Source organism: Caballeronia sp. LjRoot34, assembly GCF_964253815.1.
GTDB lineage: Bacteria > Pseudomonadota > Gammaproteobacteria > Burkholderiales > Burkholderiaceae > Caballeronia.
On sequence record NZ_CAXUSB020000001.1, the window covers coordinates 2,928,349 to 2,944,043 of the forward strand.

At 60.8% G+C, this 15,695-nt stretch carries 15 protein-coding genes and 1 tRNA gene; 4 read left to right on the plus strand and 12 right to left on the minus strand.

Annotation, left to right across the window (positions count from 1 at the left end; translation table 11 throughout):
* Positions 1-357 precede the first annotated feature (357 nt).
* The 3 genes from ACSQ36_RS13125 to gloB all read right to left on the minus strand — a co-directional run bounded on the left by ACSQ36_RS13125 (position 358) and on the right by gloB (position 4,326).
* The gene (locus ACSQ36_RS13125; RefSeq protein WP_436182191.1) at positions 358-1,593 is read right to left on the minus strand and encodes an MFS transporter; all 1,236 of its coding nucleotides are present in this window, start codon (positions 1,591-1,593) and stop codon (positions 358-360) included.
* A gap of 107 nt (positions 1,594-1,700) precedes the next feature.
* A complete protein-coding gene (locus ACSQ36_RS13130; RefSeq protein WP_436182192.1) occupies positions 1,701-3,365 on the minus strand; it encodes a transglycosylase SLT domain-containing protein in 1,665 nt (554 codons plus the stop codon).
* A gap of 157 nt (positions 3,366-3,522) precedes the next feature.
* Positions 3,523-4,326, minus strand: a complete 804-nt coding sequence (gene gloB / locus ACSQ36_RS13135) for a hydroxyacylglutathione hydrolase (protein WP_436182193.1) — start codon at positions 4,324-4,326, stop codon at positions 3,523-3,525.
* An 18-nt stretch (positions 4,327-4,344) separates the two neighbouring features.
* On the opposite strand from gloB, the gene ACSQ36_RS13140 reads away from it, so the two are divergent.
* From ACSQ36_RS13140 to ACSQ36_RS13155, 4 genes are all read left to right on the plus strand, one after another.
* A complete protein-coding gene (locus ACSQ36_RS13140; RefSeq protein WP_213767755.1) occupies positions 4,345-5,190 on the plus strand; it encodes a class I SAM-dependent methyltransferase in 846 nt (281 codons plus the stop codon).
* Positions 5,190-5,648 (plus strand): ribonuclease HI, encoded by a 459-nt coding sequence (rnhA, locus tag ACSQ36_RS13145; protein ID WP_089159174.1) that lies wholly within the window; start codon positions 5,190-5,192, stop codon positions 5,646-5,648. Before ACSQ36_RS13140 ends, rnhA begins: the two co-directional genes overlap by 1 nt.
* Before the next feature lie 11 nt (positions 5,649-5,659).
* Positions 5,660-6,397 (plus strand): DNA polymerase III subunit epsilon, encoded by a 738-nt coding sequence (gene dnaQ / locus ACSQ36_RS13150; protein WP_436182194.1) that lies wholly within the window; start codon positions 5,660-5,662, stop codon positions 6,395-6,397.
* A 79-nt stretch (positions 6,398-6,476) separates the two neighbouring features.
* A tRNA-Val gene (locus tag ACSQ36_RS13155) sits at positions 6,477-6,551 on the plus strand.
* An 80-nt stretch (positions 6,552-6,631) separates the two neighbouring features.
* Here ACSQ36_RS13155 and ACSQ36_RS13160 read toward each other — a convergent pair.
* The 9 genes from ACSQ36_RS13160 to ACSQ36_RS13200 form a co-directional block, all read right to left on the minus strand.
* Positions 6,632-6,871: a DUF4224 domain-containing protein gene (locus tag ACSQ36_RS13160; RefSeq protein ID WP_436182195.1), complete on the minus strand. Its 240-nt coding sequence runs from the start codon at positions 6,869-6,871 to the stop codon at positions 6,632-6,634.
* 2 nt (positions 6,872-6,873) lie between these two features.
* A complete protein-coding gene (locus tag ACSQ36_RS13165; RefSeq protein ID WP_436182196.1) occupies positions 6,874-7,119 on the minus strand; it encodes a hypothetical protein in 246 nt (81 codons plus the stop codon).
* 328 nt (positions 7,120-7,447) lie between these two features.
* On the minus strand, positions 7,448-7,816 hold the full coding sequence (locus tag ACSQ36_RS13170) for a hypothetical protein (RefSeq protein WP_436182197.1): 369 nt from the start codon (positions 7,814-7,816) through the stop codon (positions 7,448-7,450).
* A 33-nt stretch (positions 7,817-7,849) separates the two neighbouring features.
* On the minus strand, positions 7,850-8,089 hold the full coding sequence (locus ACSQ36_RS13175; RefSeq protein ID WP_436182198.1) for a helix-turn-helix domain-containing protein: 240 nt from the start codon (positions 8,087-8,089) through the stop codon (positions 7,850-7,852).
* 7 nt (positions 8,090-8,096) lie between these two features.
* Positions 8,097-14,003: a hypothetical protein gene (locus ACSQ36_RS13180; RefSeq protein ID WP_436182199.1), complete on the minus strand. Its 5,907-nt coding sequence runs from the start codon at positions 14,001-14,003 to the stop codon at positions 8,097-8,099.
* 9 nt (positions 14,004-14,012) lie between these two features.
* A complete protein-coding gene (locus tag ACSQ36_RS13185) occupies positions 14,013-14,414 on the minus strand; it encodes a hypothetical protein (protein ID WP_436182200.1) in 402 nt (133 codons plus the stop codon).
* Entirely contained in the window at positions 14,411-14,830 is a 420-nt protein-coding gene (locus ACSQ36_RS13190) for a DUF5681 domain-containing protein (RefSeq protein ID WP_436182201.1), read from the minus strand. Before ACSQ36_RS13190 ends, ACSQ36_RS13185 begins: the two co-directional genes overlap by 4 nt.
* Positions 14,830-15,288, minus strand: a complete 459-nt coding sequence (locus ACSQ36_RS13195) for a Bbp16 family capsid cement protein (RefSeq protein WP_436182202.1) — start codon at positions 15,286-15,288, stop codon at positions 14,830-14,832. The genes ACSQ36_RS13190 and ACSQ36_RS13195 overlap by 1 nt, the downstream gene beginning before the upstream one ends.
* Positions 15,289-15,353: 65 nt before the next feature.
* A complete protein-coding gene (locus tag ACSQ36_RS13200) occupies positions 15,354-15,677 on the minus strand; it encodes a hypothetical protein (RefSeq protein ID WP_436182203.1) in 324 nt (107 codons plus the stop codon).
* Between the last annotated feature and the right edge of the window lie 18 nt (positions 15,678-15,695).

Consider the following 15,695-nt stretch of genomic DNA (forward strand, 5'->3'; position numbering starts at 1 on the left):
CCTTTGGAACACCCTGTTTGCCGACCTGTCATCCGACCGTGGGGTCGCGCGCGGCCGTGAAGTGGCGCGCGCAGACCCGCATCGCGTTCGATTGCGTCGGGCGCAAGACCCGCCGGTTTCCCTGATCGGGCTCCAATGACGGGAGGCGCGAATCAGGCGTTTGGCGGGATGCGCGCGTGTTGCAAGGCGCGGCGGATGAACGGTGAGTGGGAGGTAGGCGCTAGGGGTGTAGGTTGATTTGCTCAAACCTTCGAATTATAGCCGGAAAACGCCCTTCCCGCCAAATTTGAGACGCATCCCACGCAAGACGCGTTCCAGGTTATACGCTGCGGGCCTTGTCCAGCGGGCATGCGGCGATCATGACGCCACGCCGCTACGCTTTTCGAGAACACTGCTCGGCAGGACATACCAGATGGCGCTGGCGATCTGCAGAGCAATCAGCACGCCCCACACGCTCAAATGTGCCGCGGCTGGGTAATGGCCGCTTTGAACCGGCCAGCGCGACAGCATTGCGCCTATGCCCACCTGCAAGCCGAAGATCAGGATGAACAGCACGAGCGTGAGCGTGCTGTGCGCGCGGCCGATCATGTGTGTCGGGAAATACTCGGCCATCACCGCGTAACTCAGGATGCCGGTTCCGCCGAACACGCCATAACATGCAATCAGCAACGCCGGCGCAATGGGTGCGCGCACGAGCATCAACACCTGGACGAGCACGAACAGCGCCATGCCAAAGCCGCAGAAGGCGTACACGGTGACCCCGCGCTTTTGCAAACTGCGCGCCGCCACGCCGAAACCCACGCAGCCGATCATCATCGCAATACCAAGTACTGATACCAGCACCGCGGCGTATTGAGCGCTCAGGCCCATGACATCGAGGAGATAAGGTCTTATCCATAGCGACTGCATGGCGTAGAAAACACCTTGCGTGACGACTGAAAACGACGCGATCTTCCAGAACGCGCCGCTGCCCAGAATGTGCCACGTGCCCTTGAACTGCGTGAGCATGTCGGCTTTTCGATGCACGCCGTCGCGATGCTCCGGCGCGAACAGAAAGATTGCCGCCGCGACCGCGAGGGTCATGACCACAAGACCGTAGCAGACGTTGCGCCAGTCGGTCACGCCGAGCAGGAGGGCGAGCGGCGAACCGACCACCACGCCGCCGAGGCCACCCACCGCCATCACGAGGCCGTTGACCATCGGAAGTTGTGCCACGGGCAGGATTTGCGCGAGCGCCTTGAACGCTGCGCTCATGCAGACGGACACGCCCACGCCGATCAGCAACCGCCCCAGCATCATGGCGCCGATGCCATGCGCCATACCGAACACGCCGATGCCAAGTGCCGCGAACAACAGCATGCCCGCGGTGACGCGGCGCGGGCCGAAGCGATCGAGCAACATGCCCACGGGAATTTGCGCCGCTGCAAAACCAAGAAAATACAGCGACGTGAGCAACCCAAGATCTGCCCCCGACAAACCCAGGTCGTGCGTAATGTAGGGCGCAAAGCCGAGATTCACCCCGCGGAACACGTACGAGACGAAATATCCGGCGGAAAACAGAAAAAAGACGCGAAGCCCAGCGGAAGACGTCATGTGCACAGAGCAGGGATTTTTATATGAAGCGGCAGTTTAACGCGCACGCGCAATTGAAAACGCCGTCACCTTGGTGACGGCGTGGATTCTTGACCATGCAGACAGGTTTATTGTTTCTTCTTTTTATCTGTCGACTTGGTTGATTTCGTGGTTTTGGATACTGCCGCAGGCCTTACCGCCGCCGATTTGACCGCTTTGGACGGTGCGCTGAATTGTTCAGTCACGCGCGTCGCCCTGACGGGAGCGCCGGTTTTGCCGCCACGCGCCGTGCTCTTCGATTCCGGCACGTGCGTGCCGATCCGTGTCACACCGCCCCTGTTCCGGCTCGACGCAGCCACCGTTTCCACGCGCACCGGACCGGGTTCAGCCGGGACAGCACGTCCAACCGGCACGTGCAGCACGATCAACTGACCGGGCATGACCGAGTCGCGGCGAGTACGGTTCCAGCTTTTAACCTGCGAGATCGACACGTTGTAGCGATCGGCGAAAGTCGACATGGATTGTGCACGGCGAACGCGGATCAACATCTTGCGGGTATCGGGAACGTCAGGTTCAACGGCCAGCATGGCGCTTTCGGCGACGTCGGCGCTGATGTCTTCGTCGTCGTCATCGCTGCGCGGCACCACGATGGTCGAGCCCGCTTTCAACCGCATGCCCGCCGGAATGCGGTTCACCGACATCAGCGTGTCCGCGTCCACGCCAATTTTCTGCGCGATGACTGCGGGCGTTGCCCGTTCACTCACCGTATAAGTCGTCCACGACGACAACTGGCCCGAATACGACTTCAGGTTCTTCTGGAAGGCGCTGGCGTTATCGAAGGGCAGCAAAATCTGGGGACTCGTTGCGCCAAGAATCACCGGTTTCGCAAACGATGGATTCAGCGAGCGGAACTCCTCCACCGTCATGCCGGCTAGCTTGGCGGCCATCGTCACGTCCATGTCGCGCGACGTGGTGACCGTCACGAAATAGGGGTGATTTGGAATGTCCGGAAGCGTCAGCCCATACATTTGCGGATTAGTGACGATGTTCTTCACCGCCTGCAGCTTCGGCACGTAATTGCGCGTCTCGTTCGGCATCCGCAGGCTTTGATAGTCCGTCGGCAAGCCCATCGCCTCGTTTTTAGCGATGGCCTTCTGCACATTGCCCTCGCCCCAGTTGTACGCGGCGAGCGCCAGATCCCAGTCGCCGAACATGTCGTGGAGGCGAGAAAGATAGTCGAGCGCCGCGCTGGTCGACGCCAGCACGTCGCGCCGCTCATCCTGAAACATGTTCTGCTTCAGGTTGTAATCGCGGCCTGTGCCGGGCACGAACTGCCACATGCCCGCGGCCTTCGCGACCGATAACGCCTGCGGGTTATAAGCCGATTCGATAAACGGCAGCAACGCGAGCTCGGTCGGCATGTGCCGCTGCTCGAGTTCCTCGACGATGTGATACAGGTATTTTTGCGAGCGGCCCGTCATGCGTTCGACGTAATCCGGGCGTTGCGCGTACCAGTTGACCTGCATGTCGACCAGGTCGCTTTGCAAATCGGGAATCTGGAAACCACGGCGGATACGGCCCCACAAATCGCCGTCGGGTCCGCTAAGTGAATCGAGCGACGTCTTGTCGACGTCGATCGTTTCCTTGGCGGCGGCGTTCTTGCGGATGGCGTCTGCTACGGCTTGCTGATTCTGAGCGGAAGAGAGTGAAGAAAGGGAGTTGGTCGCTGTCGGTCCCTGGCTGGCACAAGCAGCCAATGTCAGGACGAGTAGCGCGCTTAAAATCAATCGCATGAACGTCTCGGATTCCAAAAAATGTGCTTGGAAAATTGGACCCGATAGTACGGAACCGCACTCATCACGTCAATATAAATGCAAAAAACACTGCAAAATCCGGGGCCTGCAATGGTTTTCAACGTTTCAGATGAAGATAACCGCAGGCCGGTACGGGTTAGCGAAATTTGTCTTTCCAGCCGCGCATCAGTGTGAAGGCGTCGAGCCGGTCCCGCACCGGGCGCTCGAACTGGGCGGCAAGCGTCGCTTGTATGCTTTTTTCTCCGGCACGCAGGAACGGATTCACGTTTCGTTCGTGCAGGAGCGTGGTCGGAATGGTCGGCTGGTTGCGCTCGCGCAGGCTCTGCGCGTCCTTCTGCCATTGCGCGAGCGCCGCGTTGTCCGGCTCGGCCGCGCGGGCGAAACGGATATTCGAGAGCGTATATTCGTGGGCGCAGTGAACCAGCGTGGCGTCGGGGAGTGCGGCGAGCGCGTCGAGTGAATTCAGCATTTGTTGCGGCGTGCCTTCGAACAGACGGCCGCAACCGCTCGCAAACAAGGTGTCGCCGCAAAAGAGATGCGGCGTGCCTTGCGGGTCGCCCGGCTGGAAGTACGCGATGTGTCCGGCAGTATGTCCGGGTACGTCGATAACCGAGCATTCCACCGCCGGACTCGCGATACTGACGTGATCGCCCTGCTTCACGCGCCGCGTCAGATGCTCGATAGCCTCGCCAGCCGGGCCGATCACCGGGATTTCTCCATCGGCCGATCGGCTAACGAGCAGTTTTGCGACGCCGCCGACGTGGTCGTGATGGTGGTGCGTGAGTAAAATAGCGGTTAGCCGCCAACCGCGTTTCGTCAAATAGGCTTCGACGGGCGCGGCGTCGCCAGGATCGACCACGACGGCATTGTGACCATCCGACACCAGCCAGATGTAGTTGTCTTCGAACGCCGGAACCGGCACGTACTCAAGCGTTTTCATAAGGCGACTCACCCGAACATGTCAGAGCGAACAATTATAGACTGGCCCGCCTGGACACTATCCGCGCCCGGCCGCTATGTGCTTGAGTGGGAGCAGGCACAGCTCGACCGCGTGGTGTCGGATATTTTCGGCTATCACGCGCTGCAACTCGGGCTGCCCGGGCTCGACGCGTTGCGCGAGAATCGCATGCCGTATCGAGGCCTCGTACTCGATACCGCCAGCGCCGCCAGCGCGCCTTTCACGTTGCCCCCGCCGGTTTCGGCCGAGGCGCGGCCGGGCGTGACGTCGCTGCCGTCGGCGAGCCGCGGCCTGCACGCGCCGGAAGGACGCAGCGCCGTGTGGTGCGACCTGCTCGATTTGCCATTCGAGGCGCAGAGCGTCGATCTGCTGGTCATGCCGCATACGCTGGAATTCACGAGCGACCCGCATCGGTTGCTCAGAGAAGCCGAGCGTGTGCTGATGCCTGAAGGGCAGTTGATCATCCTGGGCTTTAATTCCCTGAGCCTGTGGGGTGCGCGGCAATCGCTCGGCAAGGTTGCCGGCAAGCCGTTTGTCCCGTCCGCACACGAAATGATCGCGTTCACGCGGATCAAGGACTGGATCAAGCTGCTCGGATTCGACCTTGAACGCGGACGCTTCGGCTGCTATCGTCCGCCTCTCCTGACCGAGCAGTGGCTGGCGCGCTACCAGTTCATGGAAGCCGCCGGCGACCGCTGGTGGCCCATTTTCGGCGCCGCCTACATGATCACGGCCATCAAGCGCGTGCGCGGCATGCGCCTGATCGGGCCGCGCAAGTTGAAAAAACCTGCCCTCGCACCGGGCCTCGCGCCGGTCGCCACGCCGCATACACGCAACGAGCATTGATGACCTTAGACACCACAGACAAAGTAATTGACATTTATACCGACGGCGCCTGCAAGGGCAATCCCGGCCCTGGTGGCTGGGGTGCGCTGCTGCGTTTCGGCGATCAGGAAAAGGAACTGTTCGGCGGTGAAACGCCGACGACCAACAACCGCATGGAACTGATGGGCGTCATTTCGGCGCTCGAGGCGCTCAAGCGGCCGTGTCGCGTTGTCATTCATACCGACTCGCAATATGTCCAGAAGGGCATCAGCGAATGGATCCACGGCTGGAAAAAGAAGAACTGGATGACGGCGGCGAAAACGCCCGTCAAGAATGCGGATCTCTGGAAGCGGCTGGATGCGCTGGTGGTTCAACACCAGATTGAATGGCGCTGGGTGAAAGGCCATTCAGGTCATCCGGAAAACGAACGCGCCGACGCGCTCGCGAATCGCGGCGTCACTTCACTCGCCGAAGGTTAATTCTTATCTCTATGCGCCAACTCGTACTCGATACCGAAACTACCGGCCTCAACGCCCGCACGGGCGACCGCATTATTGAAATCGGCTGCGTCGAGCTTGTGAATCGACGGCTCACCGGCAATAACCTGCACTTCTACGTGAATCCAGGACGCGACAGCGATCCGGGCGCGCTCGCGGTGCACGGCCTGACGACGGAATTTCTCAGCGATAAACCCAAGTTTGCCGATATCGCCGCCGAGTTGCGCGACTTCGTGGCGGGTGCTGAGCTGATCATTCACAACGCGCCGTTCGACGTCGGTTTCATGGACGTGGAGTTCGGCCTGGTCGGCATGCCTGGCGTGAAGGAAGTGTGCGGCGGCGTGATCGATACGCTCGTGCAGGCGAAGCAGATGTTCCCCGGCAAGCGCAATTCACTTGATGCGTTGTGCGACCGGTTTGGCATCAGCAACGCGCATCGGACGTTGCATGGCGCCCTGCTCGACTCCGAGTTGCTCGCGGAGGTTTATCTCGCGATGACGCGCGGCCAGGAAAGCCTGGTGATCGATATGCTCGGCGAGATGCCGGCGACGGGCGAAGGCCACGCGCCACGTATTGCGCTCGATGATCTGCAGTTGCCGGTGCTGGCGGCATCGGAGGAAGAACTGAGCGCGCATCTCGCTGTTCTCGATGATCTCGATAAGGCGGTCAAGGGAACCAGCGTATGGCGGATCGAGACGGTGATTGCGGTTGAGGTAGCGGCGGGTTCCTGATCCCGACAACGCGATTATTGAAGTGCTCAAAGATTCGCTTTACGAAATCGGGAAGCTCTGACATAATCCAAAGCTCTTCGGGTGGTTAGCTCAGCGGTAGAGCACTGCCTTCACACGGCAGGGGTCACAGGTTCAATCCCTGTACCACCCACCAAACATAGTGTGTAAAATCAAGGGCTTAGACAAAATCGTCTAAGCCCTTTTTCGTTGCGTACGGAATCCATACGGAATCTATCAATCGAAACACAGGTCGACTTTCCCTTCGTCCGCTAATCCGCCAACTGGCGCCACGCCCATGCGCTTCGCCTGCAATGCCTCGAAGGTGGCCCACGTGATTACCGGGCGCCCCTTGTCCGAGCGCGCGGGCTCAACGCCGAATGTCCGCTTGAACCACGCTAACTGCGCGGTGTATCGCTTCTTGTCGGTGACGGCGATGAGATCGGCGGCGGACATCAGGCGGGGATCTACGGCCACGCTCAAAGTACGCCCGTCATCCGCTCAAGCACGCCGCACAGTTCGTGATGCCCGGCGACGATCCGCTCGTCGATCATCTTTCTTGTTGCGCAATCATCAGTCGGCACAGCGGTCAAAGCGGCATAGAAAGCTTGAAGATTATCAAGAGCGTGGAAAGCCGCAGCGAGTTCGTGTGCGCTTACCGGTACGGTTTCCGGAATGTGTCCGATTGGGAAGTTGTCGACTGCGGCGAGAAGTGTTTCGGTCATGGTGATCTCCACATGCGATTAGCGCGGCCCGCTGTCAAACGGGTGGGCGGCGCATGCCAAGGTTGACAGACCGGGGCATATGGAACCCGGCGGGCCGAAGCCCCCTCACCACCGCCGCCCATTGAAGGCGCGAAAGTTACAGACGAAAAAATACCGCCATCGGCGGATATCCGCCACATGCATTCAGGCTGTCAAACCCGGTCGCCGTTGTTTCGTCGACATGTTTAGAATAGACGCGATCTTACGGCGCGTCAAGAAATTTTCTCTTTGTTTTCAAGTACTTGTCCGGTGTTACCGGACAAGTCATACGGTACCGAACAACACGCGGCTAACTCCACATCGCCATCGGCGACGCATACTTCGATAGGCGCTTGAGATCTTCGAGCGCTGTCGGCACTTCACGCAGAATCTCGACCAGTGCCGGCGTTGCCTCACGCAGCGACATCTCGCGCGCCATCTTCGGCAAGCACCGGTCAATGCGCGCAAGCCAGCCATTCAACCGCATTTGCAGATCGCCGAGCAGCGCGACGCCGGTCGGGTCATTTGCCAATACGAAGCCGTCGATACCCTTGATCGCAAGAGTCAGCGTGAAGCGAGGGCAGCTTAGGGCGTCTTCGATATCGCCGTCGAGCAGCTTAGATTCAATCTCCGCGGCCATTTTTGCGACGCGCGCCTGAATCGGTTTCGTGTCTTCCATTTTCCTTCCCCTTAAACCCTGGCGCTTTCGCGCTTAAACCCTGGCGCTTTCGCGCTTAAACCGACTCGGTGCCTGGTTGCGCTTTTCGAAGGCGCAGATACCAAACGCGGTCGACCTGCTCACTTCGAACATCGTCGCCAGCGCGGCATACGTGCTGCCCTCTTCTCGCATCTGCCGCATCAGCTCGACGTCGTGATCCGTCAATTTCGCCCCTTGATGGTCTTGGCCCACCCGCAAGCCCCGCTCATTCACGCCAATCATTCGTGGTGTCATGGCGCGCTCAGTGAGGTGCTGCGTTGCCAGATACGACACCGTGGAACCACCCGGCGAGGTCCTTCGGGTTCTGCGCCCCGGTGCTCGTATCCCACAAGAACCGGCCCGTGGTGGTCGCCTGGCCCACCGGCAAGCCAAAGGCATAACCCGCTGCTTGCACCGCGTGGGCGACAGGGTGCGTGACCTTGCCGCCGGTCGCAGCGTGGGCGCCGTCTTTCACTACGTTAGAGATAGCCGTCGCCGCCTGAGCGAGCGGTGTCGCAGAGAACTGTTGGTCGTGGAGCAGCGTCGGCGCGATGTCGCGAATCAGGGGGATGCCGGCAACGCCAAGCCCGGCCAGTTCCTTGAGATAGTGCCCGGCAAAGCTCTCATGCTCAGGCGTACCCTTGATCAAGGTATCCCACGCGGCGACAGCAGCGAAGTACCAGAACGACTTCGCGAGCACGCGAGAAAAGTCGCCGCCGGCCGCTTTGAAATCGCCTTGTGCCAAATTGCCAACGCCGCTTGCGACGGTCCGGCCGATGTCCCGCTGCCGGTTGTAAAAGTGGTTGAAGAAGGAATAGAACATCGTGATCGCCTTCTGAAACTCGTTGCCGCGCTGGATCGCCGCTTGGTCCTTAATCCCGCCGCCGCCGTGGGCGTTACGCACCGACTTGTCGGCGAAGTAGATCGCGTCCTGCTCGGTCATGTTCTCGTGCAACCCTTTGTTATAGGCGCCCATCCACGTCGGCATTGCCGAAGCCATGTCGATCATGGAAATGCCGTAATAGCCAAAGCGCCGGGAGTTATCGAGCAACTTGGTCGCGGCGCTGACTGGCCCCGACTGGCTTTCAATCTGGACGTTGCGGATCAGATCCCGCACATCGCGGTCGACCTGTTCCATGCGGTGACGCATCTCGCCGGAACGCTCGTAGACAAAATCGCGCGTGCCGGCCATGTCCTGGCGGAACGCGTTGACGCCGGACGCCATCCACTTCGGCCCGATCTCACCGACCGAGTTCAGCGCGGCAGCGCCGCCGTGCTTCAGGATGGTCGTGAGCCGGTAGCCGAGCCCGACCATCGTCGCGTTTGTGCGCGCGGTTTTGATCATGTTTTCCCAAAATGCAACTTCGCGGTTATCGACATTGCGGTCGTTCGCGATTGCCTTGAGCCACGGCGTGAACTGCTGGTAATACTCGCGGCCGAGTGTATTCTCGACGCCTTCGCGCACCTTGGAATCGGACAAGAACCGGTGCGCGTCCATGATGGCTTCGCGGTACGCGATGTCGTGAATCACCTGGCCGACGTGCCGGGGCAACACTTCCATGCTCAGGTAGAGCGGCGCCTTGTATTCATCGATCCGCTCGTTCGTATAGCCGTGACGGGTGGTCGCCTTCGTATAGTTTGACGCGAACATGTCGGTTTCGCGCCCCTTGTTCCGGTCGGCGCCGAAGCTGCGCAACGGGTCATAGACAACCGGGTAATAGCCGCCTTCATATGTGCCGTGTGGGGTGCGCACCGAGCGCGGCTCGACCTTGGGCGGGGCGACGCCCGACACGCGTTCCTCAAGCCCCTTGACCTCGGGCCAAAGTGTGTCGATCGTCGTCCAGATCCGTTGCACGAGATCCCAATCGCCCTTTTTCATATAGCGATTGAGCACACGCTGCACGCCCTGGTCGTTCCACCCTTTACCTTCGAGCAGCTTCGAATAGTTCGATTCGTTGCCGGTGTTCAGCGCCATGGCGATAATTTCGCTCTTGAGCATCGACGTCGGCTCGCCCGTCTTTTCGTCAAGCAGTTCGGGGATGGTGTATCGGTTCGAAAAGTCTTTGGTTACCTCGTCGGGCACGGCGTCGAATGCTTCCTTGAATTTCGCCGTCATCGTCTTGCGCAGGTCGTTTTCGCGCGCTTCCGCGTCGGCAATGCGCTTGAAAACAATGCGGTTGAACACGCCTTGCGGATCGTGGTTGTCAAGCCAGTCCATGACCTGTTCCATTTTCAGCAGGGACGCATCGCTGCTTTTCACGGCGCTCTTAAAGCGCACGTTCATGGCGCGGATTGCGTCGACGCCTTTGCCCCCTTCGCCGGGGTTCAGCGCATCGTCAGCCGGGCGCTGTTTCAGCTTCAACATCTGTGCGACAGCCTCGTCGCGGATAGCGGAAAACTCGCGGGCGTCCTGATTGTCGAGCAAGGTTTGCTTAAGCCGGCCAAGGTGATCGATTGATCGGATCGAATCGGCGAGCCCGCGGAACGCTTCGAGCGTCATGTCTTTATAGTGGCCGCGCGACGCGTCGTTCATCAGCGATGTCGGTATGGCGGGTTCGAAGCCCTGTGCCTCCTGCCCCTGGACCCAATCAAGCAATGACTGACGGCGCGCCCGTTCCTTCGCGGTGATGCCAGTGCGCAGGTCGTAACGGTCGAGCAGCGAATCGATCTGCTCCATATAGTCGGCGCCGATCGCTGCGCGCGTCGTCTTGGTTCCGAAGCGCTTCAGGTATTCGAGCGTTCGCTGCACTTCGTCAGCCGCCTCGGTCGCCGCTTTCGCGAGCTGGTTGTTCAGCAACTGGTCGCGCTTCGCCTTCGCTGCTGCGGGAATGTCGCCCTTCATTCGAGCCGTTTCAGCGGCCTTCGCAGCGCGTGTTTCGGCCGCGGTGTACTGCGCCGGGCGCAGGTTCTTCACACGCGACGCGGCGATCGTGCGCTCGGCAGCGTCTTTCGCAGCGCGGGTGATCTCCCGGATCGGTCCGGTCGCTTTGTTCAGTGCACGGAACTCGGTCGCAATGAAGCGCGTGCGGGCTTCGTTATGGATCGCGGCATCGGCGGCACGGCTCATTGCCTGCGGTGACGTGATGTCGCCGTGCTTTTCGAGCATGCGCTGGTCTGTCACCGCTTCGACAACCTTGCCGAACGGCTCGGCAGACAGCAGCTTGCGCACGAGTTCGTCGCCTGAGCCGAATCCGAACATCTCGGCCAGCATGTCTGGGTGGATGCCTTCTGTTGCGGCGAGCCCGTGCTTGCCAGTCGGCAGGTAACGCCATATTGCCGCCTCGCCTTCGCCGTACATCTCTTTCAGGTCCCGCAACGACAACTTCGTCGAGCCCATGCTGGCGTCTTCGAACCCCCGGCGTTGCGCGTTGGTGCGATCGGCTTCGACCAAAGTACCGTGTCGGATGAACTGATCTGCCTGATAAACCGGCTCTTTCTCGACTTCGGCTTTCGACTCGACTTCGGCCGCGTCACGCTTCGCCGCGACGTCGCTTGTAACGTCGCGCAGCGCATCGGCTTTCTTGTTCTCCAACCATTTCAGGTCACGCAAGGTGCGCGAGCCAAGCTTCTGCACGGCGTCGAGCGTGGCTTCGTTGCCGAGCGCCCGGTATTTCGCGTAGTCGTCCGGCGTCATGCCCGCTTCGTCCGGTGACTTGAACAACGGCATGTATGCGCGCGCTGCCTCGGCCGACGTGATGTCGTCATTCGTGGCGAGCAACCGATCGAACACACCCCGCACTTCCGGCGAGAGTTGCGCCTTCAGGTCGCCGATCGACTTATAGACGTTCACCAGCCAGGCGCGGAACCGTTGAAACACGCCCTGCATTTCGAGCGACGGCGACTTACCCTCGCGGAGATACGATTCAAACCCGCGCGCGAACTGCTCGTGCATTGGGCGTTTCTGCTCCAAAGTCATCGAGCGCCACGTTTCCGGCGTGGTGCCGAGCCAATCGGTCACGTGCTGCATGTCGGCTTTCAGCAGGTCCGGGCCGTTCTGCGACACGTGATCGAGCACGTTCAGAAAGTGATGCCCGCTTTCGTGCAAGAAGGTCGAGAGATCGGCGCCCTTAAGCAGCGTGATCGTGCTCGGGCCACTCGACACATCGTCGGGAAACGAGAGCTTGCCGCGCGGCGTGTCGCCCTGGTCAAGCGAGTTCGCACTTGGCACACCTTCGGCAGCGATCCGCAGCGGGTATTTCGCGAACATCTCTGCGGGCGACATGCCAATGCGCCCGGCGGTCGTACTGTAGAACGACTGAACCAGCTTCGAATAGGCGTCATTCGTCTCGGTGGGGAAACGGTTAGCCGTGTCCAGTTGATTGCGCACGTTGTCGCCGACCGTCTGCGCGCTCAACTGGTGGTCGGTCTGCATTTCGTCTTCATTGAAAACGTCTTGCGCCTGCGCCTTGAACTGGTCCGCGTGCGACTGGTAAAACTCTTGCGCTTCGGTCTGCGTCATGCCTTCCGGATCAGTGCGCAAGTGCGGGATCAGCGCTTCGGCCAACTTCGGATCAGCGAAGTGCGTCGCGAAATCCTCGACGGGGATGCTCACCTGACCGTTGGTTTGCATCGCGGTTTGCAATTGCTCGGCGACGTCCGGCAGCTTTTGCGCGAGTTCGTCGCCCGAAATGCCCGACTGATTCAGCGCATTCGCGAGCACCGCGCCGTCGACGTACACGTTTTGGATCGGACCGCCATCGCTCGCCTGCTTCACAAAATCGCTGAACGCTTCAGGGTCGCGCGTGCGCAACTTCGAAGTGGCAGCAGTGCCGACAAGGTTCGTCAGGTTCGCGGCGTCGGTCGTGGCGATGTCTGCCTTAGCGGCGTCCGCCATCCACCCTCCACCCGCGCGGCCTTGGCCCTGCAATGAAAACATCGTGTTCAGTGCGTAGTCGAAAGCCTTCTGTGCTGTCGGCCGGCTGTCGAACGGGTTCGTCCCGTTGAGCGCGTCCATCGCCGCATTGACACCAAGCACGCGGGCAGTCGTTTGCAATAGGGTGTTGTCAGGAAGCACGCGGCCGGCGACGCCGAATACGCCGCCCATTGCTGCGCCGCTTGCGCCTGCCCGTCCGATAGATGAAAACGCATCGGCAGCATTGGTTTGGTTCAGGGAATCACCGGTTGCGGTAAGCGCGCTCGCGGTACCGAGCGTTGCCGCCTGGCCGGCCACGTCTTTCACTGCGGCCTTCGCGAATGATTCACCCGCGGCGTGCTCAAGCAAAGAGCCACCGAGCTTTTCGACACCCATCTCGGCAAGCTTGAGCGGCGCGCCGAGCATGAACCCCGTCAGGTTGCCGGCGCCCGCGGCGATGTCGCCTGCCGTGTTGCCGGTCGGCGTCGCGTCGGGCGTCGCACCGGCCAGGTACGAATGAAAGAAGCCGCGCGCATACGCAACCGGCGCCGGGTTCATTCCGCCGACAGCTTGCCGTTGATCATCGAGCGGCGTACCAGTCTCGTTCGCGAAGACCTGCGCCGATGCTTGCGCTGCGCCTGCGCCTTGTGCGTTACCAGTCTGATCGAGTCCGAGCAAACTGCTCGCGTCAGGTCCAATCAGGTTACGCGCCCAATCCGCCATGCGCGCACGCAATGGCAATACCGAGTTGTCGGGTTCGAAATAACCTGTGGTGCCCGGCGCTAATGGAACGGTGTTACCTGCCGGTCCGAGCGCGGCCGCGGCCTGCTCGACGTTCGCAAGGTTGTGCACGTCGTCGTGCGCGATGCTGGCATTCGCCTGCGACTGGTAAAACGCTGCGGTCGACGGGAATTGCTTCGCGAGCGCTTGCCAGTCGGTGCTTTGAACTTGCGCTTGCTGGCGCACTTGGTCCGGAAACGCTTTCACGCTTTGCAGCGGCACGCCGGTCTGCTTCGCGAGCTGCTGCATTTCAGCTTCGTAGTCGGGATCCGCACCGATCGCAAGCGCGACGTTGCCTTGCGCGGCGCCTGCACTGCTGGCGAGATAGGCTGCGGCCGGGCTGACGGTAGGCTGCGTCTGCTGGACGGTTCCGGTGGCTACCGTTCCGGCCGGCGGTTTAATGCCCGTCGCGACTTCTGACGACGGAATGCCGTCTGACATAGGGCCGTCGAAATAGTGCGTAAATGGACCTGGCGAGTTCGGATCGAAATCCGGGTGCCCTTGGCCGAAGCCAATTTGAAGTGATCCGTTAGACATGCGTATTCCTTAAAGTAAATCGTGGCCAGTTGCGGGTTCGAACCAGAAGCGCACCAGCGGCACGTCATCGCCGTGTTGGTAGTAAAAATCAACTTGCCCGCCTTCGAGCGGACGAACGCTGTTGGCCCATTCCAAAGCGCAAGTCACTATCTCGGCGCCAGTTGCGTGCAAAAGTGGTTCGAGCGCGTCGTAACGCAGCAGGTACATGCCGTCGTGCTTTTCGGTCGTGTACGGCCAGTAACCGCGCGAGTCGGCAGGTACTATCGGACTATCGTATGACCGGTCGTAATCGAGTCCGCTCCAAAACATGAAATGGACGGCTTCAGCGCGTTCTGTCGCCGTCATTTCCTCGACAGGCGTACGCGCGTCACGACACGCTTCGAGCGCTTCAAGGCGTTGGACGATGTTCATAGGAGGTCGGCTCCGTCGACCGTTGGTTTCTTCGGCCCTTCGAGCGCGTCAAGGCGCCGGATCAGGTCATCGAGTTCGGTCGTGCGGACTGCTCCCGACAGCGACGTAAGAAGCGTTGCGCCGTCTTCGGGCGAAAGATCGCCGCGAGCAACCGCGTCGAGCAGCGCGTTCGCCTTATCCGTGAACGTCTCGGCGTGATACAGCGTCGGGATCTGTACGGCATCGCGGCCGGGCTTCGGTGCCGGGCACAGGCGTTCGATCACCAGCTTGAGCGCCGTCGGCTCACCGGCAAGCGCAAGCTCTTTCAGCTTGGCGGCGTAGAGGTCGATGTCGAGTTCAAGCACCTCGCGCAAGCGCTTGGCTGACAGCGGCTTGCCGCCGGGGTTGCCGCTCTGACCGGGTAGAAAGCGCGCCATCAGAGAGCCGAGAAATTACTGGCGTAGTCCGTCGTGCCGTTGACCGTCTGCAAATCTTCAAGCAAAAAGCCCGACACGGTGCCCGCAGTGAACGGCCCACCGGCAACGGTGAAGCGAAGGCCGATGTACCGCCTGAAATAACCGAACGGCAGGCGAGTGGCGATCAGTCGCGCCCCTGCTACGAGACTCGCGACGGGGATCGCTGCGGTGGTGTAATGCACTGTGTTGTTGCCGGTGAGATCGGCGTTGTCGCCCGACTCTAACGTGATAACCAGCGATGCGCCTGCGCCGGTGAATGCCGATGCAGCGCGCACGAACAAGGTGGCGTCTTGCCCGGCGCCTTGTTGCGCCTTCGAGTTCGGCGTGATGATCGGGAACATGTCGAGCACATTCTGCGAAACCGCGGTAACGGTCACGGCCTGGTTGTCGCAAAACATGGATTGCTGGTCTAAGATCATTTTCTTTCCTTCGGTAGCTTTAGAGTCCGCGGCGGTGTTTGATGTTTGTTCGGCTGCGCGTTCGGCTAACTTCCGAGCAAAGTATTGCTGCCGAGCAAGCCGCCGCCCAGGTTTAGCTTGGAGTTCGGTACACCGCCCGCGCCAGTCAGCAACGTGGACGCAGGACCGCTGTTGACACCAGCCGCAGCGGGCGTGCCGCCAGGGTTCAGCGCCGAAGTGTCGGCGGGCGTCGCGGCTTGCGCGGTGCCCGCTTTCTGTGCGGCGTCAGCAGTTGCGCCGCGTTGCGCCGCAGCTTGCTGATTCGCCTGGACGTGAGACGCGATGGCCGAACCGGCTGCGACGGCCGCGCCGGCGTACGCTGCAAGAGTGGCTGCTGTGATTCCGCTCATGATGTTTCCCCTGTGATC

Excerpts from the sequence above, each read along its gene's own strand:
- ACSQ36_RS13185 (WP_436182200.1), bottom strand. The coding sequence starts at position 14,414 with ATGAACATCGTCCAACGCCTTGAAGCGCTCGAAGCGTGTCGTGACGCG.
- ACSQ36_RS13195 (WP_436182202.1), bottom strand. The coding sequence starts at position 15,288 with ATGATCTTAGACCAGCAATCCATGTTTTGCGACAACCAGGCCGTGACC.
- ACSQ36_RS13200 (WP_436182203.1), bottom strand. The coding sequence starts at position 15,677 with ATGAGCGGAATCACAGCAGCCACTCTTGCAGCGTACGCCGGCGCGGCC.
- ACSQ36_RS13130 (WP_436182192.1), bottom strand. The coding sequence starts at position 3,365 with ATGCGATTGATTTTAAGCGCGCTACTCGTCCTGACATTGGCTGCTTGT.
- ACSQ36_RS13180 (WP_436182199.1), bottom strand. The coding sequence starts at position 14,003 with ATGTCTAACGGATCACTTCAAATTGGCTTCGGCCAAGGGCACCCGGAT.
- ACSQ36_RS13190 (WP_436182201.1), bottom strand. The coding sequence starts at position 14,830 with ATGGCGCGCTTTCTACCCGGTCAGAGCGGCAACCCCGGCGGCAAGCCG.
- ACSQ36_RS13170 (WP_436182197.1), bottom strand. The coding sequence starts at position 7,816 with ATGGAAGACACGAAACCGATTCAGGCGCGCGTCGCAAAAATGGCCGCG.
- ACSQ36_RS13125 (WP_436182191.1), bottom strand. The coding sequence starts at position 1,593 with ATGACGTCTTCCGCTGGGCTTCGCGTCTTTTTTCTGTTTTCCGCCGGA.
- gloB (WP_436182193.1), bottom strand. The coding sequence starts at position 4,326 with ATGAAAACGCTTGAGTACGTGCCGGTTCCGGCGTTCGAAGACAACTAC.
- ACSQ36_RS13175 (WP_436182198.1), bottom strand. The coding sequence starts at position 8,089 with ATGACACCACGAATGATTGGCGTGAATGAGCGGGGCTTGCGGGTGGGC.
- ACSQ36_RS13165 (WP_436182196.1), bottom strand. The coding sequence starts at position 7,119 with ATGACCGAAACACTTCTCGCCGCAGTCGACAACTTCCCAATCGGACAC.
- rnhA (WP_089159174.1), top strand. The coding sequence starts at position 5,190 with ATGACCTTAGACACCACAGACAAAGTAATTGACATTTATACCGACGGC.
- ACSQ36_RS13140 (WP_213767755.1), top strand. The coding sequence starts at position 4,345 with ATGTCAGAGCGAACAATTATAGACTGGCCCGCCTGGACACTATCCGCG.
- dnaQ (WP_436182194.1), top strand. The coding sequence starts at position 5,660 with ATGCGCCAACTCGTACTCGATACCGAAACTACCGGCCTCAACGCCCGC.